This is a genomic window from Blastopirellula sp. J2-11 (assembly GCF_024584705.1).
GTDB lineage: Bacteria > Planctomycetota > Planctomycetia > Pirellulales > Pirellulaceae > Blastopirellula.
Map to the genome: position 1 here is coordinate 170317 of NZ_CP097384.1, position 25644 is coordinate 195960.

General features: G+C 56.8%; 27 protein-coding genes. 16 read left to right on the forward strand and 11 right to left on the reverse strand.

The genetic code is table 11. The annotated features are described in order from the left end of the window. Nucleotides 1-3 precede the first annotated feature (3 nt). Nucleotides 4-1029 carry a DUF1559 domain-containing protein gene (locus tag M4951_RS00725; protein ID WP_262024568.1) on the forward strand — a complete coding sequence of 342 codons (1026 nt, stop codon included), beginning with the start codon at nt 4-6 and terminating at the stop codon, nt 1027-1029. A gap of 64 nt (nt 1030-1093) precedes the next feature. Next, nucleotides 1094-1510 (forward strand): hypothetical protein, encoded by a 417-nt coding sequence (locus tag M4951_RS00730; RefSeq protein ID WP_262024569.1) that lies wholly within the window; start codon nt 1094-1096, stop codon nt 1508-1510. 13 nt (nt 1511-1523) lie between these two features. On the opposite strand, the gene M4951_RS00735 is transcribed toward M4951_RS00730, so the two are convergent. The 4 genes from M4951_RS00735 to argH form a co-directional block, all read right to left on the reverse strand. Continuing rightward, nucleotides 1524-2423, reverse strand: coding sequence for a GGDEF domain-containing protein (locus tag M4951_RS00735; RefSeq protein WP_262024570.1), 900 nt, complete (start codon nt 2421-2423; stop codon nt 1524-1526). Nucleotides 2424-2511: 88 nt separating this feature from the next. After that, nucleotides 2512-3498 (reverse strand): sigma-54 interaction domain-containing protein, encoded by a 987-nt coding sequence (locus M4951_RS00740; RefSeq protein ID WP_410050449.1) that lies wholly within the window; start codon nt 3496-3498, stop codon nt 2512-2514. A 93-nt stretch (nt 3499-3591) separates the two neighbouring features. Next, entirely contained in the window at nt 3592-5817 is a 2226-nt protein-coding gene (locus tag M4951_RS00745; protein ID WP_262024572.1) for a hypothetical protein, read from the reverse strand. Between the two features lie 79 nt (nt 5818-5896). After that, entirely contained in the window at nt 5897-7285 is a 1389-nt protein-coding gene (argH, locus tag M4951_RS00750; RefSeq protein ID WP_262024573.1) for an argininosuccinate lyase, read from the reverse strand. 681 nt (nt 7286-7966) lie between these two features. Between argH and M4951_RS00755 the strand changes: the two genes are divergently transcribed. Together M4951_RS00755 and M4951_RS00760 are read left to right on the forward strand one after the other, a co-directional pair. After that, entirely contained in the window at nt 7967-9046 is a 1080-nt protein-coding gene (locus M4951_RS00755; protein ID WP_262024574.1) for a DUF1559 domain-containing protein, read from the forward strand. Nucleotides 9047-9130: 84 nt separating this feature from the next. Then, nucleotides 9131-9529 (forward strand): hypothetical protein, encoded by a 399-nt coding sequence (locus M4951_RS00760; RefSeq protein WP_262024575.1) that lies wholly within the window; start codon nt 9131-9133, stop codon nt 9527-9529. A gap of 92 nt (nt 9530-9621) precedes the next feature. On the opposite strand, the gene M4951_RS00765 is transcribed toward M4951_RS00760, so the two are convergent. Further along, nucleotides 9622-10089: a zinc-ribbon domain-containing protein gene (locus M4951_RS00765; protein WP_262024576.1), complete on the reverse strand. Its 468-nt coding sequence runs from the start codon at nt 10087-10089 to the stop codon at nt 9622-9624. A gap of 451 nt (nt 10090-10540) precedes the next feature. On the opposite strand from M4951_RS00765, the gene M4951_RS00770 reads away from it, so the two are divergent. Both M4951_RS00770 and M4951_RS00775 read left to right on the forward strand, forming a co-directional pair. Next, nucleotides 10541-10927, forward strand: a complete 387-nt coding sequence (locus tag M4951_RS00770) for a hypothetical protein (protein ID WP_262024577.1) — start codon at nt 10541-10543, stop codon at nt 10925-10927. A 92-nt stretch (nt 10928-11019) separates the two neighbouring features. Then, nucleotides 11020-11427, forward strand: coding sequence for a hypothetical protein (locus M4951_RS00775; protein ID WP_262024578.1), 408 nt, complete (start codon nt 11020-11022; stop codon nt 11425-11427). A gap of 69 nt (nt 11428-11496) precedes the next feature. On the opposite strand, the gene M4951_RS00780 is transcribed toward M4951_RS00775, so the two are convergent. After that, a complete protein-coding gene (locus tag M4951_RS00780) occupies nt 11497-11895 on the reverse strand; it encodes a hypothetical protein (protein ID WP_262024579.1) in 399 nt (132 codons plus the stop codon). Between the two features lie 508 nt (nt 11896-12403). Here M4951_RS00780 and M4951_RS00785 point away from each other — a divergent pair. The 3 genes from M4951_RS00785 (at nt 12404) to M4951_RS00795 (ending at nt 13885) form a co-directional block, all read left to right on the forward strand. Continuing rightward, nucleotides 12404-12847 carry an RNA recognition motif domain-containing protein gene (locus tag M4951_RS00785; protein WP_262024580.1) on the forward strand — a complete coding sequence of 148 codons (444 nt, stop codon included), beginning with the start codon at nt 12404-12406 and terminating at the stop codon, nt 12845-12847. Between the two features lie 377 nt (nt 12848-13224). Then, nucleotides 13225-13551, forward strand: coding sequence for a hypothetical protein (locus M4951_RS00790; RefSeq protein WP_262024581.1), 327 nt, complete (start codon nt 13225-13227; stop codon nt 13549-13551). 55 nt (nt 13552-13606) lie between these two features. Beyond that, entirely contained in the window at nt 13607-13885 is a 279-nt protein-coding gene (locus M4951_RS00795; protein ID WP_262024582.1) for a hypothetical protein, read from the forward strand. Between the two features lie 446 nt (nt 13886-14331). Here the strand turns inward: M4951_RS00795 and M4951_RS00800 are convergent, their stop codons facing one another. Next, the gene (locus M4951_RS00800; RefSeq protein ID WP_262024583.1) at nt 14332-15294 is read right to left on the reverse strand and encodes an acyltransferase family protein; all 963 of its coding nucleotides are present in this window, start codon (nt 15292-15294) and stop codon (nt 14332-14334) included. A 314-nt stretch (nt 15295-15608) separates the two neighbouring features. Between M4951_RS00800 and M4951_RS00805 the strand changes: the two genes are divergently transcribed. From M4951_RS00805 to M4951_RS00815, 3 genes are all read left to right on the forward strand, one after another. After that, on the forward strand, nt 15609-17099 hold the full coding sequence (locus M4951_RS00805) for a sulfatase family protein (protein ID WP_262024584.1): 1491 nt from the start codon (nt 15609-15611) through the stop codon (nt 17097-17099). 207 nt (nt 17100-17306) lie between these two features. Beyond that, nucleotides 17307-18038 (forward strand): hypothetical protein, encoded by a 732-nt coding sequence (locus M4951_RS00810; protein ID WP_262024585.1) that lies wholly within the window; start codon nt 17307-17309, stop codon nt 18036-18038. 87 nt (nt 18039-18125) lie between these two features. Next, entirely contained in the window at nt 18126-19007 is an 882-nt protein-coding gene (locus M4951_RS00815; RefSeq protein ID WP_262024586.1) for a sialate O-acetylesterase, read from the forward strand. A 31-nt stretch (nt 19008-19038) separates the two neighbouring features. On the opposite strand, the gene M4951_RS00820 is transcribed toward M4951_RS00815, so the two are convergent. Continuing rightward, on the reverse strand, nt 19039-19377 hold the full coding sequence (locus M4951_RS00820; protein ID WP_262024587.1) for a four-helix bundle copper-binding protein: 339 nt from the start codon (nt 19375-19377) through the stop codon (nt 19039-19041). Between the two features lie 405 nt (nt 19378-19782). Here M4951_RS00820 and M4951_RS00825 point away from each other — a divergent pair, with 405 nt between their 5' ends. Then, nucleotides 19783-20262 carry a transposase gene (locus tag M4951_RS00825; RefSeq protein WP_262024588.1) on the forward strand — a complete coding sequence of 160 codons (480 nt, stop codon included), beginning with the start codon at nt 19783-19785 and terminating at the stop codon, nt 20260-20262. 34 nt (nt 20263-20296) lie between these two features. On the opposite strand, the gene M4951_RS00830 is transcribed toward M4951_RS00825, so the two are convergent. Both M4951_RS00830 and M4951_RS00835 read right to left on the reverse strand, forming a co-directional pair. Next, the gene (locus tag M4951_RS00830) at nt 20297-20977 is read right to left on the reverse strand and encodes a class I SAM-dependent methyltransferase (protein ID WP_262024589.1); all 681 of its coding nucleotides are present in this window, start codon (nt 20975-20977) and stop codon (nt 20297-20299) included. Next, a complete protein-coding gene (locus tag M4951_RS00835) occupies nt 20974-22707 on the reverse strand; it encodes a permease (protein WP_262024590.1) in 1734 nt (577 codons plus the stop codon). The genes M4951_RS00830 and M4951_RS00835 overlap by 4 nt, the downstream gene beginning before the upstream one ends. 248 nt (nt 22708-22955) lie before the next feature. On the opposite strand from M4951_RS00835, the gene M4951_RS00840 reads away from it, so the two are divergent. From M4951_RS00840 to M4951_RS00850, 3 genes are all read left to right on the forward strand, one after another. Further along, a complete protein-coding gene (locus tag M4951_RS00840) occupies nt 22956-23609 on the forward strand; it encodes an RNA polymerase sigma factor (protein ID WP_262024591.1) in 654 nt (217 codons plus the stop codon). Next, the gene (locus M4951_RS00845; protein WP_262024592.1) at nt 23599-24651 is read left to right on the forward strand and encodes a DUF1559 domain-containing protein; all 1053 of its coding nucleotides are present in this window, start codon (nt 23599-23601) and stop codon (nt 24649-24651) included. The genes M4951_RS00840 and M4951_RS00845 overlap by 11 nt, the downstream gene beginning before the upstream one ends. A 133-nt stretch (nt 24652-24784) precedes the next feature. Next, nucleotides 24785-25036: a hypothetical protein gene (locus M4951_RS00850; RefSeq protein ID WP_262024593.1), complete on the forward strand. Its 252-nt coding sequence runs from the start codon at nt 24785-24787 to the stop codon at nt 25034-25036. Between the two features lie 65 nt (nt 25037-25101). Here M4951_RS00850 and M4951_RS00855 read toward each other — a convergent pair whose 3' ends face one another. After that, a complete protein-coding gene (locus tag M4951_RS00855) occupies nt 25102-25638 on the reverse strand; it encodes a DUF1697 domain-containing protein (protein WP_262024594.1) in 537 nt (178 codons plus the stop codon). Nucleotides 25639-25644 lie beyond the last annotated feature (6 nt).

Below are 25644 nucleotides of genomic sequence, written 5' to 3' on the forward strand. Positions count from 1 at the left end.
CTCATGAACGCGAATTTCGTTTTCCTTCGCGACCGACGTCGCGGCTTTACGCTTGTCGAACTCTTGGTTGTCATCGCGATTATCGGCGTGTTGATAGCGCTGCTGTTGCCGGCGGTGCAACAGGCGCGCGAAGCGGCGCGGCGGATGAGCTGCAGTAACAATTTAAAGCAGCTCGGCTTAGCGACGCATAACTATCACGATACGCATCGTTCGTTGCCGTTTGGCGCACGCTACTATATCACCAAAGCCGGGACCAGCTGGCGCTGGGCGCTGTTGCCGTTTATGGAGCAAACAGTCGTCTATGATCTCGATCGAGCTTCCGGCTACGACTTGAATACGTATGTCGGCGGAGGCTCGCAGACCGATATTACCGCCTATGGCAGCGATACGCGGCAGTTGTTCGGGCTGGTGATTGACGGCTATGTTTGTCCTTCGAGCGCCATCGACCCGCTGTACGCTTACAATACTCAGCTGGGATCGATCGGCGCCGTAACGCAGGGGCATCATTACGTGGGAATCATGGGCGCCTATCCCGATCCGGCGGGACGGACGACCACTTCTTACAAAACGCAGTACGATGCGTACGCTACTGACAACGGAACTTTGCTGATCGGCAAAACCAGCGGCCTGCAGGATGTAGTCGACGGAACATCAAACACGATTCTGGTGTCGGAGCAATCGGGCAACAGCAATGCGAACGCAAGCACGCGAAAAATGGCCAATTATCACACCGGGTGGGGCGGTTGTGCGCAAACCGGCAGCGTCGCCGATTGGCGAGCTGGAACGGCTGGTTTGCACAAATATGGGAATGGACTGACGGCTGTCTACCACAGCCCAAATCCAACATCGGTTGGCGCCGAAGCGAACGCCGAGTGGGATTTCAATACTCCGCTCACATCTTTTCATCCCGGCGGCGTGCAAGTGGTGCTGGTCGACGGTTCGGTGCGGTTCGTGCCAAACACCATCAGTCTTAGCACGATCCAGCAATTGAGCGTGCGAGATGATGGCCAAGTGCTCAACGAGTATTAATCTCTTTCTTCTGACCCGTTCGGCATACGGATATTCATCGCGTGTACTTATCAGGACTATAGCTATGCTTCGATTTTTTACCATCTGGATCGTTGTGATTTCCGCCGGTCTGCTTGGGGGCTGCGGTGGCGAGAAAGAACGGCCAAGCGCCGTCATCCAAGGGGTGGTGACTCTCGGCGGGCAACCGCTTGGGCAAGGTAGCGTTCATTTTACATCTCCCCAAACAGGCGAGTCCGCCTATGCGAATATAGGACCGGAAGGCAATTACTCTGTCGAATTTCCGTTCGTCGATCTTGGGCAGGCGTACCAAGTATCCATCGGAAAAACCGTCGTCGAAGAAACGGACGCGCACGCTCTGGCCGTTAATCCGCCGCCGCCGATGAGCGTTAAAATACCACCAAAATACAGCGAGCGGACCACCAGCGGGTTGAGCGTAACGATCGAGCATGAGGGAGAGACGCAGTACGATATTGCGCTCTAGGCGATTAGAACGTTTAGCTAACCTGAAACGCGACGCCATCTTTGGCGTTGCGTTTGACGTCGTACATCAATTGGTCGGCGCCATGCAGCAGCGCATCGGCGTCAATTTCTGGATTGTGATAGACTGCGACGCCGATGCTGAAGGTGACAGGCCAATTTTCGGCCGCCATCGCTTTGTTGAGATGCGTCCGCACGCGCTCGATGACGATTTCCGCTTTCTCTTTGCTCGCTTCAGGCAAGAGCAACGCGAACTCGTCTCCTCCGAGTCGCGCCACGGCGTCCATCTCGCGAACGCTGTGGCAGAGCGTCCTGGCGATCGCTTTCAGCAAGCGATCGCCGGTGCGATGTCCGAGCGTATCATTGACCTGCTTGAAATTGTCGCAGTCGATAAACGCCACCGTTAGCGGCGAACTGGTGCGACGACAGCGAGCCGCTTCGCGTTCCGCCGTGTCATTAAACGCGGCGGTGTTCAACAGACCGGTCAGCGCATCAATGCGGGCGAAGGCCCGTTCGCGCTCATAGGCGCAGCGAAGCCGCCAAATCACCGAAACGATCGCCAAAAAGAAGCAGGCATGCACCGCCGTCAACCAAGCTTCCTTGAGCGTGATTCCTGGTGAAGCGGAATGTAGGAAGAACGTGTCGTCGATAATCCAGGCCATCGCGCAAAACAACGACAAGACCATCGCCGTTTGCAGACTAGCGACCCAGCAGACGGCCACGACAAACGGTAGGCAAAGCCCGGAAATGGGAACTTCGTTTTCGAGAAACAGATCCAAGCCGCCGATGACGATGCAAAAGCAACTCGCGACAAGAATCGTCAGTTGGCGATGCGCCGTACAGGCATCGAGCCAGCGTTCCATTTGCAACGGTCGCAGCGACTGCAGCGGTCCGTCGTCGAGGTCAAGGGAAGACATAAGTCACAAAAGCCAAGTCACAGGGGAGTACGATCGACAAGGAATCCTAGGTCACTCGTGCGCAGTACGATTGGACCAAAGCCAGTGATTAAGAGTCGAGATCGTATTCTTTCAGCTTTTTGTGCAGAGTATTCCGATTAATCCCCAAGCGGGTCGCCGCTTTGGTTTGCACCCCGCTGCAGGATTGCATCACTTGGGCGATCAGTTCCTTCTCGACTCGGTTGACGACGCGGCTATGCAAATCTTCGGCGTTGGGGTCCGCTTCGCTCAAACCTTGCTGCACCACTTCTTGCGTCAACGTTTCGAGATCGAGCGCTTGCGCTGACATGCCGAGCGCCGGCCGTTTCGATCCGCTCCGCATTTCAGGCGGCAACAGGTCGACCGTCAGCTCATCCGATTCGGCCAACACGACCGCGCGTTCTACATAGTTTTGCAGTTCGCGGACGTTGCCGGGCCAGTCATGGTCTTGCATTGCGTCCATCGCATCACGTTGGATATGCACGACGTGTCGTTCGTTCGCTTCGCTATAGACGTTCAGGAAGTGGGCGACCAGTTCCGGGATGTCTTCGCGACGTTCGCGGAGCGGGGGAATGCGAATCGGCACCACATTGAGACGCCAATACAAGTCTTCGCGAAAACGTTCTGCTTCGACTTCGTCCATTAAGTCGCGATTTGACGCCGCGACAACTCGCGTGTCGACCCGAATCGTCTGCGTATCACCGACCCGTTCAAACTCTCGTTCTTGCAGCACGCGCAATAGTTTGACCTGCAGGTGGAGCGATGTAGAGTTGATTTCGTCAAGGAAGATCGAACCGCCGTGAGCCGCTTCAAATCGCCCCGTGCGGTTAGTGACCGCTCCGGTAAACGCTCCTCGCATGTGTCCGAATAATTCGCTTTCGAGCAGGCTTTCGCTCAAAGCGCCGCAATTGACTTTCACGAAGGGGCCCGCCGCACGCTGACTGAGTCGATGGACCGCCGAAGCGATCATTTCTTTACCAACGCCGGTCTCGCCCAGCAAAAGCACCGATGCGTTGCTTCCCGCGACACGACGAGTGAGGTTGTAGACCTCCATCATCGCTTGGCTGGAACCAATCAATCCGGGTATCGGGGACTCGTAGCCTAAAGTCGCCAGCGAGCGCGGTGCGTCTGACCAATCGCTGTACATAACCTACTTTTCGACCTCTTCCATTACGGGCTGCACGAGGCCGGGTTGGTCCAGGCGAACTCCCTTGGCGGAAGCTTCCATCGAATCGAGCAAGCTCGCTAAAACTTGTTGCGTCTCGCGATCATAGATTTCGCTGGCGTTGTAGCGGTCGTACTGTCGTAGAATCTGCTCACGCGTCAGCTGCAATCCCTTGCGCTTTACGGCGTCGGCAAACGCTTTCGCGCACAACTGACGTTCCATAATTGGACGAACCACTTCGCTCGCCGTTTCGACCAGCGCCAACTGAGCGGCTGGCGTCGCCAGGTTCGCCAGCAGCGCTGCGGCGGCTTCCATCGAAGCGGGATCGCGAATCAATTCTGCAATTTCCGCTTCGTACAAAATAAGGTCGTAGAACTTGTACGACGGATCCGCGGCCAACGCGGCGAGCGACTCCAGCGCCCGATCACCGCGGGCTTCTCGTTCGCTCGCGTCGACCAGCAGTCGCCCTTGGCGAGCGTACATTTGTTGAATCTGGCCGGTCAGACCTTCCACGTCATGCGCCCGAATCAGCGCGAGCGCGTAAGGATCGTCCGCAAGACGAACTTGCCAGCGACTGTAATCTTCGATCCATGGAATGACGCCGACCGGCGTGTTCGCCGTCCGTCGATCGTGATGCAGGATTTGCACCATCTCCAAGGCGCCGGGGCGATCGACCGCGTCGCTGACAAAGATCAATTCCACATCTGGAGTCGAGTAGGCGGCGTCAAAAAAATCGCGGCGACCACGACGCGAGAGGACGATATAGCCCAGTTCGGTCAAGCGTCCGGCCAGCTCCTGGGCGCGCGTCGAATCGGGGTCGGCGATTACGGCGATCCGTTCGCCGGACGTTTTGGCGAAAGACAACAGCGCTTCGATCAGGGCGCTGGAACCGGCGTAGGGCGAAGTGGGATTCAGGGCCAACACGGCGTCGGCGGCGGCGGCTTTCACCCGATAATTGCCATGCGACAATGCGGCCGCCAACGGGCTCGGTTGGCCGTTACGCGGAGCAAGCGCCGCCAGATCTCCTTGTTCTCCCAGCCAACGGCACGCGGCGATCGCGGCCATTGTCATACGCGGATGCGTCAGCGCGTAGTCAAGCGCCTCTTCAACACTGGCCGCTCCCAGTTTTTGAGCGGCGGCGTCGGCCGGGGTTCCCTTGATTTCGGCATGGGGACCATCCAGTGCGATCACGCTTTGCAGCGCCGTCAGCATTCGTAAGCGAGCGTTCTGCGCATTTTGCGGATCAATCGCCGCCAGGTCACGCGCTAGTCGAGCTGTCCAAACGGTCGAAGCGTCGGCCATGCTCAAGGTCTTTTTGGTCAGATGCGGCGCGGCGTCGCTCCAGGTCCAAACATCAAGCTCGGCATAGGGGCCGCCGGCAAAGACCGGTTCGCCTGCGAGATAGCGTTCGATTCGCTTGGTCAAAAACTTTTCAACATCGCCGGTCGACGCCGGCTCGCCGACAATGTCGACCACGGCTTGGGACGCGGCGCGGCGAACTTCGGGAGTTGCGTCAACAGCGACCGCCGGGCCGACGATCACGTCGAGCGAGCGGGTCGAACGGAGCGCGCCCAGCGCTGATAGAGCAGCAGCTTTAATTTGGGGATCGTTGCTATCGAGCGCGCCCCACAACGGCGCTTCGGCATCTTGTCCCAGTTGCAAAATGATTTTGAGAGCGGCGTTGCGCGTCGCTGGATTATCCTTTTTCGCGTAGGCCAACAACAGCGGTTCGATCGCGGCGGCGCCGGCGCCGCGCAGCGCGATGCTGGCGCGACGAACAGCTGCGTCATCGCTCGACGCAAGCGCATCGACTTGTTCTTGCAGGAAGGCCGGGTTGCGCGTCAGTTTTTCGACCGCGGCGAAGACCAACTTTGCGACGTCCGTTCCGGCAGGTTGCAGTTCGGGAAGCGTTTGCAAGCGAATCAGCGGCCCGCTGCCGAGCTTGGCTTGCAACTTGACCAAGTCGTTGTCGCTTGGCTTGTCGCTGAGCAATTTGTTCAGATACTCGAGCGCTAGATCGACGCGGCCCAGATCGACCATCAGGCCAGCGGTTTCCACCAGTTCTAGCGGAGTCGTCGGATTCGCTTCGCGAAGCGCCGCGACGGCCGGAGAGTCGACCGGAGCAGGAGCGGCAGCTTCACCGGGCGCTTGAGCAGCGACGGTGCCGGCGGCAGCCAGCAAGATCCAGCAAGTAGTAACAAGTGATCGCATTATGAGCACGCGGCGGGGCTAAAGGAATAACCGCTTTCCATCATCGGGAGTACCAACGTCGCGCATCCGTGCCGGGGGACTAGTCCAAGTTTAATTGCTCTTTCCAATAACTGACCTGTTTCTTCACTTCGCTGGGAGCGGTTGATCCATAACTTTGAAAAGCGGCGACCGCCTTATCGACGCCCAGCACCTCGTAAACGCTCTCGTCGAGTGACGAATTTAACGCCTGGTACGTTTCTAGCGGCAGATCGGCCAAGCGGCAGTTTTGTTCCATCGCCTGTTTGACCAACGCGCCGATCTGGTGATGAGCGGTTCGCTGCGGCGTACCCAGCTTGATCAGATGCTCCATCAGCGTCGTCGCGTCGAGGAAGCCTCGATCGAGACGCGAGCGGATCGAGTCGACCTTCAACTCGGCGCCAGCGACAATCGGCGCCGCGAGTTCCAAGCAGGCCGAGACCGTATCGAACGAATCGAATAGCGGCTCTTTGTCTTCTTGCAGGTCGCGGTTGTAGGCGAGCGGCAAACCCTTCACCAGCACCAACAGCGACTGCAGATTGCCAATCACGCGGGCCGTCTTACCGCGAACCAGTTCGCAGACGTCGGGATTGATCTTTTGCGGCATGATGGAAGAGCCGGTGCAAAATTGCTGCGGCAGCTTGATAAAGTTGAACTCGACCGTCGACCACAGGACCCATTCGTCCGCCCAGGTGCTGAGATGTTCGGCGATCAACGTCAAGCAAAACGCGAACTCCAGCAGATAGTCGCGATCACTCGAAACGTCCAGACTATTCCGAGCGACATCGGTAAAGCCAAGTTTCAAGGCCACATTGTGCCGATCGATCGGCAGGGTCGTTCCGGCCAACGCGGCGGTTCCCAGACTGCAGATATTGACCCGACGGCGGCAGTCGGCGAGCCGCGCACGATCACGAGCCAACTTCTCGACATAAGCCAACCAATAATGGGGTGCGAGCACCGGCTGGGCGCGCTGCAGATGCGTGTAAGCGGGCAGCACGGTTTCAGCGTCAGCGTCGCACCGGCCGACAAAGGCGACCTGCAAGTTTTTCAGGCGAGCGTCGATCGCGTCAATCGCTTCACGGACCCAAAGTCGCGTATCGGTCGCGATCTGGTCATTTCGACTCCGCCCGGTGTGCAATTTTCGACCAACATCACCCAGTCGGTCGACCAACTGCTTCTCGATATTCATATGGACGTCTTCGAGCGCCTGTTGGAACTCGAACTCGCCGGCGTCGATTTCGGCTTTAATCGCCAGCAAGGTCGTCTCGATTTGGCTCGCTTCATCCGGCGTTAGTACGCCGACATCCGCTAGCATCTGGGCATGCGCGATGGAGCCCGATATGTCCACTGCATAGAGACGGCGGTCGAAGCTGACGCTTTCGGTGAAACGCTCGACGCGCTGGTCCGATTCGGTTTGAAAGACCCCGCTCTGTGAAGGACTGACGCGTGCCAAATGTGCCTCGGAATTGCGCAGCAGGGAATAGCTAGAAAAATCGACAACATTCGAATATTAAACAGCTTAGGAGGAGGTGTCAACGAGTCGGGCGCCCTGGTTGCATATCTTTTGGGCAGATGCGACCCCCATCATCGGTATTCCGCGATTTGTCGGTTTAAGCGGCGCCATTTCTCCGCAGAGCGCCCCTTTCTTCGGGGCCATAATCGGCGATTGCTGCGTACTTCATCTCCATTCACGCCTAATTCGCAGGCAGACGCTGGTTCGCTTGCTTCTTCTAAGGGGGTGCGTCGCAAGAGCAAAAAATAGCCGGCTAAATCGTAAGGAAAGATAGGGGGAGTCACGACAAACCTCAGACGTTTCGTTGGCCTCAGAGCAATGCGCATGGCGGCATCAACATCATCTACCATCTTTTCAAAGCTGAGCTGACGGCGTTTCGCGTCTCTCATCTGCCGATTGCAAGCGAGAACCGGCGGCATCGGGGCTGCTAAAGTTGGGCCTATTTGATCTCGTTACCGTATCTCCCCCAAATGGCCTCGCCGAATATCTCCGCAAAGGGGTTCAGCAGTCTTTAGGGTGATTCTATTTTCCTAAAAAAGGTTTACAGGCTGTTTAGAGGCTGCTAGTTTCGTTCGCAGGAAAACCTTGTTTATTCAGTAAAAAAACATTTCAAGGTGCATTATGAGATCGAAACCCATTCGCGGCTTTACTCTGGTCGAACTTCTGGTCGTAATCGCGATTATCGGCGTCTTGATCGGGCTCTTGTTGCCAGCGGTTCAGCAAGCTCGGCAAGCGGCTCGACGGATGCAATCGACCAACAATCTAAAGCAGATTGGTCTGGCGATGCACAATTTTCACGACACGTTTGGCCAACTTCCCGACAACGGATCGTGGAACTACTCGGCTTGGAAATGGACCGGCGCCTGGGAGTTCGTGAAGCCGCAGCCGAATGTTTCACTGGGTTGCTCCTGGGCGTATAAGGTTTTGCCATTTTTAGAACAGTCGGCGCTCTATGAGAACTGGAGAGATGACGTCGCCATCACGGCCTATATGGATCCAGGTCGCGGTGGAAGCGGCATCGCTGAGCATACCTATGTGTCAGGTTCAACCAATGAATGGGCCGATAACACCGCAAAAATAGGGCCCGTTTCTGACTATGCGGCGAACGCGATGGTCATCGGCAGCGCCATGAACGCCGTCGATAACGGCAGCGGCGGACTTACGCAAAACCCTGGTTGGAACCAATCAGCCCCGTGGACCACCTATCGCAGAAAGCTGACCGATATCAAAGATGGAACGGCTAATACAATTCTCGTCGGTACGAAAGCGATGGCGACCGAAACCTATGATTCGCGCGGAGCCGGCACGTTCACGATGAGTAACGGCACGACGCGCGCGAAAAACGATTCTCCGATCACTGCGGCCGGGTGCAGCGACTATGGCAATATGCGTGGGCTTGATCCCACGCAGCTTTGGTGGGCAGGGCAGACGGCGTCCAGCGGTTCGACGCTCTACGTGCACTACTATCCGGGGCAAAAATATTTCGTCAATAGCGGCAACAACAGCTGGTTCCATTTCACCATGGAAGTGGTCGCGGATAAGCCGGGTCTCGATACGCCCAATCGATGGGGAAGTCCCTATCCGGCGACGCCGTTTTGCATGGCCGATGGCAGCGTCAGCAGCATTCGCAATGGTACAAACTATTTGTTGCTGTGCCCTTTGCTGACCCCCAACGGTGGAGAAGTGAATCCATCTCTCTAGTGCGATGACCTGCCAGACCGGCATTTGCTTTGGCCGATTGGTAGGAAGCGGACTCCCACCTCATTACGTCCACTCAGTGAGAATATGATGCGATACGCCTATTTGCTGTTGCTGGCGGTCCTGCTTACGTGCGGTTGTCAGCCTGCTTATGAATTTGAAGGTCCCACCGTCGATAACTTTGACGGTCAACTTGTCGCTGGCGATCAGCCGGTTTCGTTCGAGCCGGGTCAAAAGGTGACGTTGCAGTTGAGGTTCCACGGCAACGGCGAATCGTTTGGCGTGCCTATCCAACCCGATGGAAAGTTTGACATCGGTTGGATGCCGATCGGCAAATACTCCGGCTTGCTGGAGTATACGCCTGCCGACAAAGCGGGCAGAAAAGGGGGAGGGCAACCTAGCCGACACGCGCTTCCTCAGACCTTTGAGATTGTGGATGGACAGACCGAGTACGCCGTTGATCTCGGCAACAATTGGAAACCGTGACAATTCACGCTTCCATCAAAGAAACGAAAAGCCGGCGCGCTGGCTCTAATTGCCGCCGGCTTTTCTATTTTCTTTTTGCGGATCCTGCTTCTTCACGACCGCTTCAGCTTTCGTCGCTGCGAAGACGGCGCCAAACGCTTTGCTTGCCGCTTCCGTTCGATCCCCGCTAAGCGACATTCATTGGCTGCGGCCCGGATTGTGCGGCGTTGGCGACGGCAGGCGCGGCAGCGCACCGCGCGGCTGTAGATCGATCCTTTCATAACTTCGTACCACCATTTTTGCTGCATCGCCGTCCAGGTTTCCTCGGTTCCACAACCGATGCAACGAATGAGTTGGTCTTGGTATCCCATCAGCACGAACTGCGGCGGCGAGCCATAGAAGCCGGTGTGTGCAAGTTGCGAAGCGTCGCAAGGAACGAAATCCCCTTTTTTGCTCCAGCGCCACCCTTTTAACGCAGCACAATTCGAATCGCCGCGAAAGATCGCCGCATAGCGGGCCCGCTGCGCTTTGCGGGCTCGTTTCGCTTCCAATTGCGCTCGTTTTTGTTTGTTACTTTTCATTCCAAGTACGCTCGGTTTCCAATCGTCAGTAAAGCTCTCGTCGGCATCCAGGCTCCGCTTTCGGGACAATTCTAGGGGGGAGCATGTTCACGGTTCGAGCGTTGTTACCTAGGCTCGATCATCGCTGGCGTTGGATCGAGTTGAGGAAGTTTACGGTTGCCGGAAAACCCTTGTCACCGCGACTCCTTGGAAGGAACGGAAGGAAGCCGACCGCTATGGCATGTCTTCGCACGACGGGTCAATCGGCGGATTGCGTACAAAGTTGTGATCCAATCGACACGCTCGGATTTCTCGACATCTACCGGTTCGCCTGCTCGTTCTGGCGGTGTCCAAGGCAAGCGAAAAATGCTCAGTTTTCGCCTTCCGGTCGACCTGACTGCGGCCCCTCCGCAAAATTCGACCGCCTGAAAAAAAGGATGATATTGTTCAGGTAGAAAGCGAGGTGAGGACGATGGTGGCGCATGTTGATTTTACAATTGAAGACCAAATTCTGATCGCCAACGTGTCAGGCATTTGGCGGAAACCGGCCGATTCGCTCGCGACGCTTCAGCAAATCTTGGAAAAGGCGGAAGCCGAGAATCTAGATCAGGTGCTCTATCTCAGCGAAGTGACTGGGAGCGCTCCTTCGACGCTGGAAGCGCATTTCCTGGGTGAACGGGCCGCCGCGATTTTGGGATCGCTGGTTTTGGGATACGTTTCGTTGGCGAAGCGTGAAGCCAAGATGGAAGAGTCCATCAACTTCATCACGCAAGTGGCGCAAAACCGCGGTTTACTTAGCCGGCAGTTCGCCGATCAGGCCGCGGCCCGCTTATGGTTGTCTCGACAACGTGTTGGGTAATCGAGTGTTGGTGGATCGTATTTGCGGCTCTGCTCTCTTTCGCAGGTCCGACGGTTCCGAGGAAGAACTTGCTGGTTGTCTTAGGCAGGAAGATGGATATTCAATTTAATTTTGAGCTGGAAGATCAGCTGTTGGTGGTGATGACCACCGGCCCCTGGCGATCGCACCAAGACAGTATCGCGATGTGCAAAGCGATCGGTGAAGTGGCGCAGCGTCATCAAAGGGAACGGGTTTTATGGATGGACGATACCGCGGGGCGTCCCCTCTCGGTGTTGGAGTCGCATGTCTCCGGCGAAGCGGCGGCCGAAGCGTTTCGCGGAGTCGCGATCGCTTACGTTCCCTGCTACCCGATGCATCCGCAATTGCGACAGCGGCTTGATTTTGTGGAAGCAGTCGCCAAGAACCGGGGGTTGCGAGGCCAGGTTTGCTTGGAGGAAGAGGCCGCTCGTGAGTGGCTCGCCTCGCTCCCTAGCAACTACTTCGCGCTCTGCGATTGGTAGTCGATCGATTGCTGCGAAAGTTGGAGAATTGCACTGTGCCGGCGACAAAGAAATATCGCCGCTCCGGGTTTAGCTTTCGTCCTCAAGCCGCAGTTTGGCGAGAGCGATCTGTTCGGCCGTCGGCGTTTTTTCAGACGGGAGATGTCCCAGCAGGTCGAACTCTTCGGGGCCGATGATCGTCGTATGGGCGCCCAGCAGCACTCGGCGGTACTCGGGCGGCATCGTCATGATCTTTTCACGAACGGCCGAGGGAAGATCGGACAGCAGTTCGGCGACATCTTCTTCGTTGACCAGCAGCAACAGGCGATGGGCCGCTTCGGCGGCCGGAATCGAGCCGCATTCAAAGAGGTCAATGATCTTTACTTTGGGCTGCATGCAGGTCGCTTTGCGTTGGACGTCGGTTGGATCGATACCGGCCAATTGTAGTTGCCGAGCCGTTTGGACGCGATTCCCAGGAGGCGTCCCCAACGGGATCCGGCGAATACGCCGGCTGTTTGCAGCCTGACCTGCGGCGTCAGGGTAGCAATGGCCAGTGGCCAGATGGGTGAACTTTAGGCCTGCCAAACGGGCCGATGTCGTAGGTGAAAAAACATGGAAGGAAGCAACAAACGACGGCAATCAACCGCCGCTAGGGGAGTGTTGACCGGCGGGCAAGAGACGATTACGTCAAATTTGGGTAATGAACAGGCAAATGCAGGCGAATTCTATTGACGAGGGTCATTTCGCGCCGATAGGATCAGACTGCAAGAATGACTTGCCGGCTGACGAAAGTCCCGAAGACGCGAGCGACGATCAGGTTTCCGGTCCGAATTTTCGAACGGCGCACGACCGAATCTTCTTCTCCCCTTCTGACTGAGAGCCGGCTTAGCGGCTGCTCGCGAACCGCTCGCCTGTGGTTGCCCTGCTTTTTTCGTGTTTCTTCGATCCATCCGAGATCGATCTTTTCTAGTCAGATGTTTTGAGTAGGTCTGCGCCTGTGGGTAAGAAGTTGTATGTAGGGAATCTCCCCTACGGTTATGGTTCCAGTGAGCTGGAGAACCTGTTTGGTCAATATGGTCAGGTCGCTTCGGCGAGCGTGATCAATGATCGCGAAACTGGCCGTTCGCGCGGTTTCGGTTTTGTGGAAATGGCGTCCGATGGCGACGCACTCGCTGCGACGGAAGCCCTCAACGGTTTCGACGTCGACGGCCGTAAGCTCGTTGTGAACGAAGCTCGCGAACGCGAACGTTCCGGCGGCGGCGGTGGTGGCGGCTACGGTGGCGGCGGCGGTGGTCGCAGCGGCGGCGGCGGCTACGGTGGTGGCGGCGGCGGCGGACGCGGTGGTTACGGCGGCGGTGGCGGCGGCGGCGGTGGCCGTGGCGGCGACCGTGGCGGACGCGGCGGCGACCGTGGTGGAGACCGTGGCGGCGATCGCTGGTAAGCGACGCTTTCGCTTCGGCAATCGCATGCCGAACAGTCTTGCGGCATCGCAACAGAATCAACCTCGAACAGCGGCTGTCACCATGCAGCCGCTGTTTGTTTCTTGACCGTCAGTTTGCGCTGGTAAGTGATCGCGCGCCATGAATGAAGAGGTGCCGCAGCGGATTCGCGCGGCTCAAGGAGAGTCTGGTCGAGCTTCATTCCCAAGAGTTTCTAGCTTGTCGGCGTCTCAACTCGGTTGGTCTGCTTCGTTGACACGGTCGCAAAAATGTTCGCCGCAATCAGGGCCTCGTCCCCTATCTGATCTCGGGGTATTCTCAATTCAGACTCGCCCCCGGGCAATTCCTTCCCCCATGCACCACGGTAGATACGACGCTCATGAAGTACTTCTATTTTGACGAAGGCAAGCAGAAGGGGATCGACGGCGGTTCGCCGAAAGAAGCGACGCTGCCGGAAGTGCTGACCGCATGGGAGGCGATGTCCGGCGAGCCTCTTTCGTTTCTTGGGATCGTCAGTGAAGCCGGCGTCACCGTTCAGTTCTTATGGGAAGAAGATGAGTCGATGGTGATCGATATTCCGGTGCCCGACAAAAGCGGGTCATGGACAAAATCGTGCGATGCCGCCGAGTGCCAACAGGTGATCGCCGGCTTCTACGCCGGCGCCGATCCGACACAGATCGATGGGCTGACGTTTGAAGAGTGGTAGAAGAAAAGCGGAATTAATGGAGCCGCTGTGAGGCATAGAAAGCATTGGACAAGCGATGTCTACCGATCAAACAGACGCCGATGCGATGAATGATCCGCCGCCAGAAAATCGCGACGAGCAGCTTGTGATCATCTTGGGGCTACTGCTTTTTTTGCCAACCTGGATCGCTCCGGTTTCGTTGATTTATCGCCTTTGTATTTTTGCCGTCGTCGTCTGTTTTTATCGCGGCGGGCTCATGCTGCTGGGGCGATTGCGGTTGATCCCGGTTTTTGTCATGTGCGCTGTCGCCGTGACCATTATCTCCGCTGTGATCCGCTGGAAGCTGCTGATCTAGGTTGGATCGCGGCTGCTTTGTCGATTGACAATACGCACGACTTTCGGGTCGATTGCAGGGTGCGGAAAAACCGATGCCCTGACCGCGAAGTCGCGGCTGCGCCAGTGCGGACCCACAGCAGATTGGGAACGCTGGCCATCAAGATCCATTGCCGACTCCCAGGGGCAGGCCAACCAACCACTCTAGACCCAGCATGCAGATAAAAAAATCGCAGCGGTCCGGTCCGGTCCAACTGGCACGGCCTTAGATCAGCCCATGCCTGACGATATCCAATCCCCCCTATTTTAAACCACAGGTAGGATAGGCAATCTTGCAGAAAACGGAGAGCGGTCCAGTCCAACCTTTTGGTCCTAGGCAAAGTGGCAAAATGGATAGCCAAATTGCCTAATTTAACGCACGGGCAATATGAGTGACGTGCTAGAAAAAGATGTAACGGTCCGATCCGCTCAGATGGACTCGACTATCCGGCGACTCGGATAGAGCGACGCGAGTCCTTTGCGCAAATAGGCTTCCATTACATAGAGTGCGCCGGCGCCGATTACCGCGCCGGTCGTGCCCAGCAGAAAGACCGGCAGCAGCGCGTTGGGAAACAGCTTGTCGGCCGCCAGGTAGAACGGCACATGCACCAAGTAAAAGTGGTAGGAGAGTTCCGATAACTTGGCGATGATCGTTTCGGTCTGTTCCGGAAGCGAGAACGGAATCGCGGTCGACAAGATCGCGAATCCGGCGATCGTCACGCAGGCAAAGCCGGGATGGACGGCAAAGGTAAGGACGGCTGCTGTGATCGTGACTCCCAAGGTCAGCAGCGGCGAAGGGCGCTTGCCAAGTTGCCCCAGCGACAGCCCGGTCAAAAACGCCAACGTATTGGAAGCGAATCCTTGATCCCACCAAAGCCATGCGATCGACGCGACTACCAGCAGCGGCAACACGCGGCGATCCAGCTTGACGATCGCCGCTAGTAGATAACAGAACAACAACAGCGAAACAAACCAGAAATAGATGCCGACAATATCGCCGCGATGCGTCCAGCCGACGACGCCAGCCAATTCGGCGATCACCAGTGACAACGGCGCCGGTTTGTATTGCACGATATAGTTAGCCGACAGTACGCCGGTCACCGCGATCCAGTAAGGCAAGTAGATCCGCGAGAGTCGTTTTGACAACCAACGGACGGCGTGTCCTTGTTTACCTTGTGCCGCCAACAGCCCGCTGATCGCGAAAAAGATCGCGACGCCGATCTGCCCCGGGTCGAGACCAAGCAACACCTGCGGCGGCTCACGATCGCAGATCGTAATGATATGCTGCAGCGCCACTAAACCCATCGCACCTAGCCGCGCAGCATCAAGCCAAACCAATCGTTCGATCGGCTGGGCCGGCGGCTTATCGGCTTCGGCTCGTGGGGCGTTCATTCAACAAACTGCCTGACGCAGAGGAAGTAGATTGCAACGTACTTCAAAACATAGGTTCCAAAACGGCGCGTTTACGCCAGCTAGCCGAGTGGAATGTAGTGATTGTGAGGGCAGATCGGCCCCGCGACCTGCTCGCCTTGCTTCCTCTGCAGGGATCTTGGGTGGATCGCGATTGCAAATCGCTGGTCTGCAGCAAGCAAACATCGGCGTCGAGAAGTCCCGTTTCGTGGCAATTGCTTACTCGCTCCGCTCTGTTCGGGCTAGTAAACTAGAAGCTCTCACCTATCTCCGTTTCGTTCTGCGGAAGTCTTTTCATGCACCGTTTCACTTCGCTCCTATTGTTACTGGTTCTGGCCGCCGGCGCGACAGCCGCCGAACTGCCCAACATCGTCATCCTCTATGCGGATGATATGGGCTACGGCGACATGGGCGCCAACAATCCAAGCTCCAAGATTCCAACACCCAATCTCGATCGCTTGGCGAGCGAAGGGATGCGTTTTACTGACGCGCATAGCTCTTCCGGCATTTGCACTCCCAGTCGTTACGCGCTGCTGACAGGACGATTTCATTGGCGCAAATTTCACGGCATCGTCAATTCGTTCGACGCGCCGGTTCTCGAGCAGGAAATGACGATTCCTGAACTGCTGAAAGAAAAAGGATATCGAACCGCCTGCATCGGCAAGTGGCACCTTGGTTGGAACTGGGACGAGATTCGCAACCAAGACGTGAAGCCGGAAAAGGATCAACGCGGTCGCGACATCTATTCGCCTGCGGCGTTCGACTGGTCGAAGCCGATCAGCGGCGGGCCGTTGTCGCACGGGTTCGATTATTACTTTGGCGATGACGTGCCGAACTTCCCACCCTACGCTTGGTTTGAGAATGATCGGGTCATCACCGAGCCGACCGAGCCGCTCAGCATCACGCCGAAAACGGCCGAAGGATCGTGGGAAGCGCGGCCCGGTCCGATGGTGAAAGACTGGGACTTTTATCAGGTCGTGCCCCGTTTGACGGAGCGAACGGTCGAGTGGATCGGCCAACAGAAAGAGAAGCAGGGCCCCTTCTTTTTGTACGTGCCGTTCAATTCGCCCCATGCGCCGATCGTGCCGACCGAAGAATTTCGCGGCAAATCCAAAGCCGGCGGCTTTGGCGACTATGTAGTGCAGACCGACGACAACATCGGCCGTATTTTAAAAGCCCTCGACGAAAATGGTTTCGGCGAAAACACGCTGGTGATCTTCACCGCCGACAACGGCGCCGAGCGTTACGCCTATGATCGCGTTCGCAACTTCGATCATTGGAGTTCGGCTCCGCTGCGCGGCGTGAAGCGTGATTTGTACGAAGGGGGACATCATGTCCCGATGATTGTGAAGTGGCCTGCTCAGGTGCAGCCCGACACGACCAGCGATGCGCTGGTCAGCCAGGTCGATCTGCTGGCGAGCGTCGCGGAGATCGTCGGGTTTGAATTGCCGCAGGGCGCCGCTGACGACAGTTACAGTTTGCTGAAAGTCTGGAAAGAGAACGACGCGAGCCCGCGTCAGAGTATCGTTCATAACACGATGGCCGGCCGCTTTGCGATCCGCGACGGCGATTGGGTGCTGATCGCAGCAAAGACCGGCGCTCATAGCAAGGTCCCTGCTTGGTTCGACAAAGAACGAGGCTATACCGAGGATGGTTTGCCAGGCGAACTGTACAACCTGAAGCTGGACATCGCTCAAATGCATAATCTGTACGCCGACCAACCAGAAAAGGTGAAAGAGCTGACGGAGCGGATGAATCAGATTCAAGCAAAAGGACAAGTGCGCTAAGCGTCGTAGGGAAGGCCGTGCCTGCCGCGGAATCATTTTTCAGCATGCGGGCTTCCTCGGCAAAGGGGGTGACGCCCAAGGCGAGTTTCGGAACGAATCGAACCACGTTTTTTCGAGCGTCACAACCTGCTGACGAATCAAATTTGGCCGCACGAAATCATGGCCGTCGAGTTTCAGAAATCAACGTAGTGCTAGGTGACTCACTCGATGGGCGAATCTGTCAAAACAGTTTTGACGCTGCTGCTCGTCGGTTCGGTATTGATCGCGTCGATCGCGTGGTGGCATGACCAACCGAACGAAGTCGTGTGGTCGGCGCGCATCGGCTTTTCCTTGTTCGCGGCGGCGTTGTTCTCCGTATTGGTCCGACGCAGGCGCCCGCAAGATCTGGCGACCGATTACCTGGCGGTATTCGGGGCTCGGTATTTCAACCGAGATGGGTTTTGCTTTGATATCGACGCCAGCGCCGACGACGGGATCTGCTATCTCATCGTCGCTTACCAAAGTCAATACTCCAAGCGATCCGAGGGGCGAATCGCGATTCGTCCCACATCGAGCTCCTGGATGTCACGACCGCAATTTGCGTCGATCTGCGTCGACCTGGCGATCAATCCGGGTGAGTACGGCGTTCTTCGTCTGCCGGTTCCCGTTCCCAAAAAGATGCAGGGAAAAACAGTATCGTTCGAGATGGGAGCAGCGGTCTGTTATCCCGATGGAAAAGGAGAACGGCTGCGCTTTGCCGACGGGGTGCTCCTGCGCGACAATCAAGAGTTTGGCGATACGTTCACAACAGAGATTTTGGATTCCGCGGCGGCGGCAAGTCGGTTGGTATTGACGAGTCCGACTGTCATTCGCGTGTTGCTTCCTGCTGAAGTCGCAACCGAATTCAACGGCGATCAAACCATCGAACGCGAAACGGCTTGGACGTATATTTCGGAATAGGCGTGGTCTACGTGCGCTGTAGCGAGGCGTAGACGGGTCAACTACAGTGAAGGGCTTCCCGCCCATCTTCCTCTCGGAGTTCTTCCTATGCTCGCTTTGCGTTTGTTTGTCGCCGGCTTGATGCTGACCAACGCAGCAGTTTCGCTTGCCGCACAGCCGCACGTCTATCTCCTTTCTGGCCAGTCGAACATGCAAGGGATCGGCATGCTTGCTGATTTGCCCGAGAGCGTACCGCACGAGATGCCGCACGCGTTCTTTTGGAATGGTAAGACGTTCGAGCCGCTTGTGCTGGGACAAACGAAGATCTCGACAAGGGCCGGCGAATTTGGTCCGGAGGTTGGTTTCGCGTTACAGATGGCGAGCGCTGAGCACCCGGTCTATCTGATCAAGTATCACGCGAGCGGGATGCCGCTCTATCATGGTTGGAACGGCGGAACCTGGGCGGGGACCGAACCGGGGCCGAAACGCCGCAACTTCTATCCAGGTATTACGGCCGCCGATCCGAATGTCGGCAAGCTCTATCAACAGATGCTCGCGATGTATCGCAAGGGTTTGACCCAACTCGCCAAGCAAGGGGAAGAGCCGCAGGTGAAAGGTTTTCTTTGGATGCAAGGTGAAATGGACGCCAAAGGGGAGCAGTCGGCCATCACCTATGCCGCCAATCTAAAACGACTGCGCGATCGTTTGGCCGCTGATCTAAAGCTCGACGCCAACCTCCCGATGGTTTACGGACAAGTATTGCCGCACGAACCGGCGCATGCTCGTTTCACGCATCGGATCGAAACGCGACAGCAGATGGCCGACGCCGATGCGGACTCCGGCAAACCAGAAGCGATCGCCAACGCCAAGATGGTTTCGACCGACGGTTTTGAAATGTTGCCAGACACGGTTCATTACAGCGCCCAAGGACAGCTTCAACTAGGCGAAGCGATGGCCGCTGCAATGAAACCGTTGGTCAACGCAAAATAGGGCAAGGCTTGCCGCCGTGCTTCTCATTTGACTACGCGTGCACGCCGGTCAACGCGCGGCATTCGTGGGCGCAGCGACGACACGCTTCGGCACACTTCTGGCAATGGTCCATCTCATGCTTTCCGCATTCGGCCGCACAAGCGTCGCAGATCTTGGCGCAAACGTCGCAAACTTCTTCGATAAAGAGCGAGCCGCGACTCATAAACGCGGCCGCCATCCAGCACGCTTCGGCACAGTCGCGATCCGTTTGAATGCAGGCGGCCATCGGCGTGACGTCGCTCTCGCGCAAACAAGATTGGGCGCAGTGCTCGCACGCATGGGCGCAACGAATACAAGTTTCGATACAGTCACGGATTTTATCGGTCGACATTCTCTTCTCCTTGGGTACGCCAAGATTGCAAAGTGTTCAGGCGCACTTGCGCCGTTTGACTTCGATCTGCAAACAACGCGCCAGACTTCCCGGTCATCGCGAGATCATCGTAAGTTGCTGGCAATGGAAACGATAGTCGTAGGCGGCAGGTGGATCGTTTCTCTTGTGGGTGAACGAGGATGCGTTGGCGACGACCGCGCTGAACGCTGGGCGTTCGCCGGATGATCGAAAAAACAGAGAAGAGCGGTCGAATTCGTAGCGCTTTTCGACAAAGCAAAAAAGACGCATTTGCGAATTCGAATGCGAAAGAATGCGGCGAAAATTCGTGCCTGATGCGTGATTTTGTTGCACTGCAGCGATATAGTAATAGGAGAGATTCGCTCTAAGTTTTGCTTTTCGATACGCATGATGACTGATTCATTTCTTCCAACGGCTTCGTCGCCGACACTCGCCTATTTACTGACTTGGGTGACGCAGGGAACATGGTCGCCCGGTCGGCGACATGGTTGGACGCTAGGGGAAACGCAAGTTACGCTTGCCGTATCGCGAGGCCGAAACGGAGCGGCAAGATCGCGAGCTATTTCGTTATCGCTGCAACAGCGCGAACGGGTCGAACAAGCGATTCGCGACTGTTGCGAAACCGAGCAGTGGAATCTCATCGCCGCCAACTGCCGTTCGAATCATGCGCATGCGATTGTAAACGCCACGGCTGATCCTCATGAGATCTTGCGAGAACTGCAAACAACGTCGTCGCAGCAGTTGAACAAAACAGACTTGCCGCGCGAAACCTGGTGGGAAGCAGGGGGGAACGTGCGATCGCTGAAGAAGGAAGCAGGTTTGGAAGCGGCGACTTTTTATGTGGGCGTGATATTGCAGCGGATGTGATCGTGCGTGGTTTGCTTGGCAGCCGCGGCCTGCCCTACGATTTGTGCGCGGCCCAAGTCCAGTGGCGATCGCTCGTGACTTGAACGGTTTCGGGGGCGAAGCCGAGGGGAGTGATAAGCTCGCGAATCTCATCGATCGTCAATGCGGCTCGGAGCGAATCGCCGAAGAGTCGGCGCTCGGTTTCGTTGATTCCACCGTAAGTTTCCACCAGAAGCTTCAGTTCTTCTTCACTCTGAGGCCGCAGCAAGTCGCGGACGAAGATCATCCCCTGCGGTCGCGCCACACGGACGATCTCTTGCAACGTCGGCAGCGGATTTTCTAGGTGATGGACGATGCTGTTGGAGATCACCAAGTCAAACATCTCATTTTCATAACCAGTGTCAGCCGCATCGATATGCGCCAGCTGAATCCGGTCGAGCATGCCGTCCATGTCGACGTTCGCTTTCGCCAATGTCAGCATCGCGGTTGACATGTCGATCGCCATCACCCGCGCCATCGGCAATTTCTGGCAAATCGCGATCGGAATCAATGCGGTGCCGGTACCGACATCCAGCACGTCATGGTGCGAACCATCGGTCGTGGGCGGATCGAGTGGAAAGGTTGTGCAGAGATCTTCGACAAACTGAGCGTTAACCGCCGAATGATCCATCGCGTCATAGGCCGCCGCTTCTTGCGGATTATCCATCACCTCGTCTTCTAAGATGCGAATGATCATGTCGTCTCTTTCCAATCGTCTTTCGATTCTAGCTCGGGCGATTCTTCCGATCGGCAAAAGTGGAAGAGGACCAACACCACCGCTGCCGATAAATAGGCGGCCAGCATATAGACCGGCGTTTGGCCCGCTGAAGTCGCCGGAAATTGTTCGACCGCCCAAGGCAATACTACCGGGCTTCCCGGCAATGGGGAATGGATCACCCCGAAGAGGGCGAACAGTCCGGATGTTGCGAAGAACCCGGCCGCTGTTAGCAAACGGCGATCAATAATCATCGCCAGCGCTGACCCCCACATCAAACTGGTGAGGATGAACCCGCCGGAAAGCATCCGTAGCGTTTGCAGTTTTACCCCGAGCGGGCCAAAGAAGTTGCCCTGCGAGATCGACTGAATCGTCTCAGCCGAGGCTTTCACTTTATCGAGCCCGGCGGTGTCGGCCGGTAGTTGCTCGATCGCCGCCATCAACTGTGCCGACTGCCCCATGTATTGCCCCTGGGCGTCGTCCACAAAGACCAGCACCAGCGCCGCCAACGCGGGTACGCAGGCGAGCGATACTGCCGCGTAATGCTTCTTGGAAGTCGCGAGAAAGCTTTGTGCGGTGATCTCAAGCCCGATGAAGACCAGGATTGGGAAGACCGTCGACTTGGGAACAAGCCAGTAGAGATAGCCGAAGTAGCCAAGCGTGCCGGCTCCTCCCACAAAGATCGCCGTCGCCAGCACATAGGCCGATCGGCCTCCCATCGCTTTGTACGCCGGATGTCCGATGTAGGGCGTCGTTTGAATGACGCCGCCGCACAGTCCGGCGATCAACGTGGCGATCGCTTCGACCAGAATGATGCGGTCGGTATCGTACTCGTCGCCGACCGCCGCAGCGCTTTCGACGCAATCGATGCCGCCGATGACAGTTCCCAACGCGAATGGAATCACCACCGGCAGGTAATGGAGCGCATCGCCAAACTGCGCGATCCAGCCAAACCGAAAGACCGCCAGCCAATCAGTCGGCAGCAGGCCTTCGCGCGGATCAAACGGCATCTCTTCCTGCGCCGCGCCCAAGATCCCGAGCCCCGACATCACGTAATAGATCGTCCCCGCGATCAGCAGCGCCGCCAGGGCGCCGGGGATCTGCTTGGGCAAACCGATGCGAGCGACCAAGGTGGTCAAGATAATCGCCAGCGCCGTCATGCCGACGACCGGGTAATGCATCGCTTCGACGAACGGCAGAAAGCTGATCAGCACGAGCGCTACCGCCGCTAGCGAGCCGAGCAATCCGGCCCGCGGGAGGAACTTGCGGATCCAACCTGACCCGAAGGCGCACAATACCTTGAACAAGCCGCTGATGACGATCGAGCAAATCCCGATGTGCCACGTATAAACAGCGGCCTCTTCGACATTGAGTTGTAAAATGTGCTGAGCGTGGTTAAAGGCCGGTCCCAAGACAAAGAAGACCATGCCAAACGTGCTGGGCGTGTCGAGCCCTAAAGGCATAGCGGTTACGTCGTTACGTCCAGTTCTCTTGGCCAGCGCGAGGGCCATGAAGAAGAAGGCCAGGTCCCCGACAAACACGCCGATCGCGGTTCCCGGAGCCATGTGCGAGATCGCGAAGTTTGTAGGAAAGTTAAAAACCGTTGCTAGCAGTCCAATCGTTAAAAGCAGATCGGCGATGTTATCTAACATCAAGCCAAAGAACGCGTTAACGTCGCCAGCAGCCGCCCAACGGGGATGCTTATTTGTCATTTTTGGCTGCCATGGCACGGTGTTTGCGATTAGTTCGATCGTGAGTTTAGGAGGCTAGTCGCACGCTGTCAAATCGGCGGATTTTGCTCCTTAAGAGCGTTTGCTGCGATCATTCATGGTAGGATGACCGGCAATCTGATCCGACGACAAGCGAGCGACGATCCAAGAGGACTCCCGGCAGCCCGGGAGAAATCTGGGCCTTTTTGGAATGGATGTCGAACCGTCGCCCACTTGCCGCGTAAGTAATCATGACAGCCACACTTGAAATGACGCAGAGCGCTTCGGAGTTTACCTACCTCGAACCGATGTCCGACGAAGAATTGATTCTCGGATACCGGGAAACGGGGGATCGTGAGCTATTTGAAAGCCTCGTCAATCGCTACGAGCGGGAGTTGTTCAACTACCTGCGACGCTATCTGAATGACGCAGAAATGGCGGAAGACACGTTTCAGGCCACTTTTTTACAAGTGCACCTGAAGTGTGATTCTTTTGAGGAAGGACGAAGATTCCGTCCTTGGCTCTACACGATCGCTACGAACCAAGCGATCGACGCCCAACGTCGTTCAAAACGGCATCGCATGGTCAGTTTAGACCGAACCGGTCGCGAAGATTCCGATGATATCGGAGGCTTGGTCGACCTGTTGGTCAGCGGTGAACCGGCTCCTGCTACGCAGATTGACGATGCCGAGCGCGAGATGTACATGCAAGAGGCAGTCAAGCAATTGCCGGAAACGTTGCAGGAAGTCGTGATCCTGGTTTACTACCAAGGTCTGAAATACCGCGAAGCGGCCGACATCCTGGGCATTCCGGTTGGAACTGTCAAAAGCCGACTGCATTCCGCCGTTCTCAAGCTGACGGAAGCTTGGAACCGCACTTACGCCAACAACGACCATGATGCGTGACAATCTACTAGGTTATTTGCTAAACGCCCTCGAAGAGGACGAAGCGCGCGACGTCGAAGTGATGGCCGAGCGCTCCCCGGACACCCAACAAGAACTACAGCGACTTCAATCGCACGTTGACCTGCTGGAGAACAGCTGGGTCGATGTCGCTCCGCCCGCCGGTTTAGCTGCGCGGGCTTGTGCGTTTCTTGATACCCCGGTTGGTCGCAAATCTTCCTCTGCCGACAGCTCTGCGGCGGCGACAAGGGAAGCCAGCGCGAACGATCTAGACGATACGCCGATCGAGGATCGTCCCATCCCCCAAGGCAGCCGCGCGTTTGGCGCGCTGACTTCCGACTCGTCCCGGTTCACCATGGCCGATATGTTGGTCGCCGCCGGCGCTTGTCTGGCCGCCGCGGTCATCTTCTTCCCCGCTTTGGCCAGCAGTCGCATGTTGGCTTCGCGCTTGCAGTGCGAAAACAATCTGCATCAGGTCGGCATGGCGCTGCACGAGTTCGCCTATCAAAACAAGCAGCAATCGTATCCCGCGATCGATACCGATGGCCCCGCCGACTTTGCCGGATCATTCGGTCTGCCGCTGGTCGAACAAGGCTTTTTGAAATCGCCCGAGTATCTGAGCTGTGCGGCCAACCGCCCGAAGAACGACAAGTTCCGCTTGCCGACGCTCCAAGAAGTCGCCCAGGCCGCGCCCGACAAAATTCCAGGTCTCCACTCCAATTTTGAACTGGTTTACAACTACAACCTCGGTTCGCAGAAGAACGGCCGGGTCATCCCGCCGAAAATGCAGGGGCGCTCTGATTATCCGGTTGCTTCGGATATCGTGCGCGTTGGGGATAAGGGGGATCTTGCCCCCAACGGACACGGAGTAACCGGGGTCAATATTCTCTACGATGATGGACGCGTCGAATTCATTCGTCTGGATGAGATTCCAGATTTGGTCCGTCAGTACTATTTCAACGACCTTGGCAAAGTCGAAGCCGGCGTCAACGAGAACGATCCCGTCCTCGGCAGCGGTTTCACCAAGGCGATCGCCGGGCGCTAAGATCTAGCGAATTGGAAAAATTAACGGAATTGAGCGTTACATAAACGTAGATTCCAGATAGATTAGGGGAACTTCGTTCACGCGAGGTTGCTCATCTCCCCCGGAACTCCTAGATTTTTTCGATTGATACACCATGCGCCGCACCGGCGATTCGACGACGATTTATTCGCGTACTCTGTTGATCCAAGACTCTTTACGACTTGGTTTCTTCATCGGCGCTGGGCTCGGCATATTGGCCGGCGCAGCGTTCGGCGTCTATCTGCATGAAAATCTCCTGTCCCAGGCGATCGGCCTCGGCGTGGGTGGAAGTCTAGGTTCCCTGAGTGGCTGGAGAAACGGTCTGCGACGAGCCCGTTTGGCGGCGCAGCAAGTTTCGGTCGGGTAGAGAGGCTCCCGCGAGGTGCTCTTCTAGACGAATCGCTTGCGAGAAGCAGATCGCCAATTGGCTGGTTACTCCCTCGCCAACTCCAGCATCTTGCTAACCGTCCGCCAATTGCGGGCCGTTGTCGCCACACCCAAATGCCGATCCACCTTCTCCGCCAATTTCGAACGGCCAATTCCACTAGGCGCGTGTAGATAAAAAACGTCGCCGGCAAGCAAATACGATTCGTCCGCGGCTTTCAGCTTTTCGAGCGCCGCCAAGTCCGGCTTCTTTGCCGGCGCCGTAAGAAAGAAGAAATGGAGCGACTTGGGATCGTCTTGCGCGGTGGGAAAAGGATTCGCGGCGACGATCGCTTCCAGCTGATGCTGCGCAAGCAACAAGACGAGCGGAGCGAACCCTTTTGCGGCTTCGATCGCGGCGGTGATCTCGGCCGCCAGTTTGTCGCGGCTCCGTTGCTTGGATGCAAACGCCGCATTGCCGCTTTGGATGTAGGTTTTGACGTTGGTGCAACCAACTTCTTCGAGAATCGCGACCAACTCTTTCATCGGCAGCTTGTGCTTGCCGCCGACGTTGATCCCACGCAAGAAGGCCAGGTAGCTGGGCATGATGTC

Coding starts and splice junctions, on each gene's coding strand:
- M4951_RS00815 (WP_262024586.1), top strand. CDS start 18,126: ATGCTCGCTTTGCGTTTGTTTGTCGCCGGCTTGATGCTGACCAACGCA.
- M4951_RS00770 (WP_262024577.1), top strand. CDS start 10,541: ATGGTGGCGCATGTTGATTTTACAATTGAAGACCAAATTCTGATCGCC.
- M4951_RS00840 (WP_262024591.1), top strand. CDS start 22,956: ATGACAGCCACACTTGAAATGACGCAGAGCGCTTCGGAGTTTACCTAC.
- M4951_RS00845 (WP_262024592.1), top strand. CDS start 23,599: ATGATGCGTGACAATCTACTAGGTTATTTGCTAAACGCCCTCGAAGAG.
- M4951_RS00725 (WP_262024568.1), top strand. CDS start 4: ATGAACGCGAATTTCGTTTTCCTTCGCGACCGACGTCGCGGCTTTACG.
- M4951_RS00835 (WP_262024590.1), bottom strand. CDS start 22,707: ATGACAAATAAGCATCCCCGTTGGGCGGCTGCTGGCGACGTTAACGCG.
- M4951_RS00730 (WP_262024569.1), top strand. CDS start 1,094: ATGCTTCGATTTTTTACCATCTGGATCGTTGTGATTTCCGCCGGTCTG.
- M4951_RS00810 (WP_262024585.1), top strand. CDS start 17,307: ATGGGCGAATCTGTCAAAACAGTTTTGACGCTGCTGCTCGTCGGTTCG.
- M4951_RS00855 (WP_262024594.1), bottom strand. CDS start 25,638: ATGCCCAGCTACCTGGCCTTCTTGCGTGGGATCAACGTCGGCGGCAAG.
- M4951_RS00825 (WP_262024588.1), top strand. CDS start 19,783: ATGATGACTGATTCATTTCTTCCAACGGCTTCGTCGCCGACACTCGCC.
- M4951_RS00795 (WP_262024582.1), top strand. CDS start 13,607: ATGTCTACCGATCAAACAGACGCCGATGCGATGAATGATCCGCCGCCA.
- M4951_RS00800 (WP_262024583.1), bottom strand. CDS start 15,294: ATGAACGCCCCACGAGCCGAAGCCGATAAGCCGCCGGCCCAGCCGATC.
- M4951_RS00765 (WP_262024576.1), bottom strand. CDS start 10,089: ATGAAAAGTAACAAACAAAAACGAGCGCAATTGGAAGCGAAACGAGCC.
- M4951_RS00850 (WP_262024593.1), top strand. CDS start 24,785: ATGCGCCGCACCGGCGATTCGACGACGATTTATTCGCGTACTCTGTTG.
- M4951_RS00735 (WP_262024570.1), bottom strand. CDS start 2,423: ATGTCTTCCCTTGACCTCGACGACGGACCGCTGCAGTCGCTGCGACCG.
- M4951_RS00820 (WP_262024587.1), bottom strand. CDS start 19,377: ATGTCGACCGATAAAATCCGTGACTGTATCGAAACTTGTATTCGTTGC.
- M4951_RS00790 (WP_262024581.1), top strand. CDS start 13,225: ATGAAGTACTTCTATTTTGACGAAGGCAAGCAGAAGGGGATCGACGGC.
- M4951_RS00830 (WP_262024589.1), bottom strand. CDS start 20,977: ATGATCATTCGCATCTTAGAAGACGAGGTGATGGATAATCCGCAAGAA.
- M4951_RS00760 (WP_262024575.1), top strand. CDS start 9,131: ATGATGCGATACGCCTATTTGCTGTTGCTGGCGGTCCTGCTTACGTGC.
- M4951_RS00745 (WP_262024572.1), bottom strand. CDS start 5,817: ATGCGATCACTTGTTACTACTTGCTGGATCTTGCTGGCTGCCGCCGGC.
- M4951_RS00805 (WP_262024584.1), top strand. CDS start 15,609: ATGCACCGTTTCACTTCGCTCCTATTGTTACTGGTTCTGGCCGCCGGC.
- M4951_RS00740 (WP_410050449.1), bottom strand. CDS start 3,498: ATGATGGAGGTCTACAACCTCACTCGTCGTGTCGCGGGAAGCAACGCA.
- M4951_RS00775 (WP_262024578.1), top strand. CDS start 11,020: ATGGATATTCAATTTAATTTTGAGCTGGAAGATCAGCTGTTGGTGGTG.
- M4951_RS00755 (WP_262024574.1), top strand. CDS start 7,967: ATGAGATCGAAACCCATTCGCGGCTTTACTCTGGTCGAACTTCTGGTC.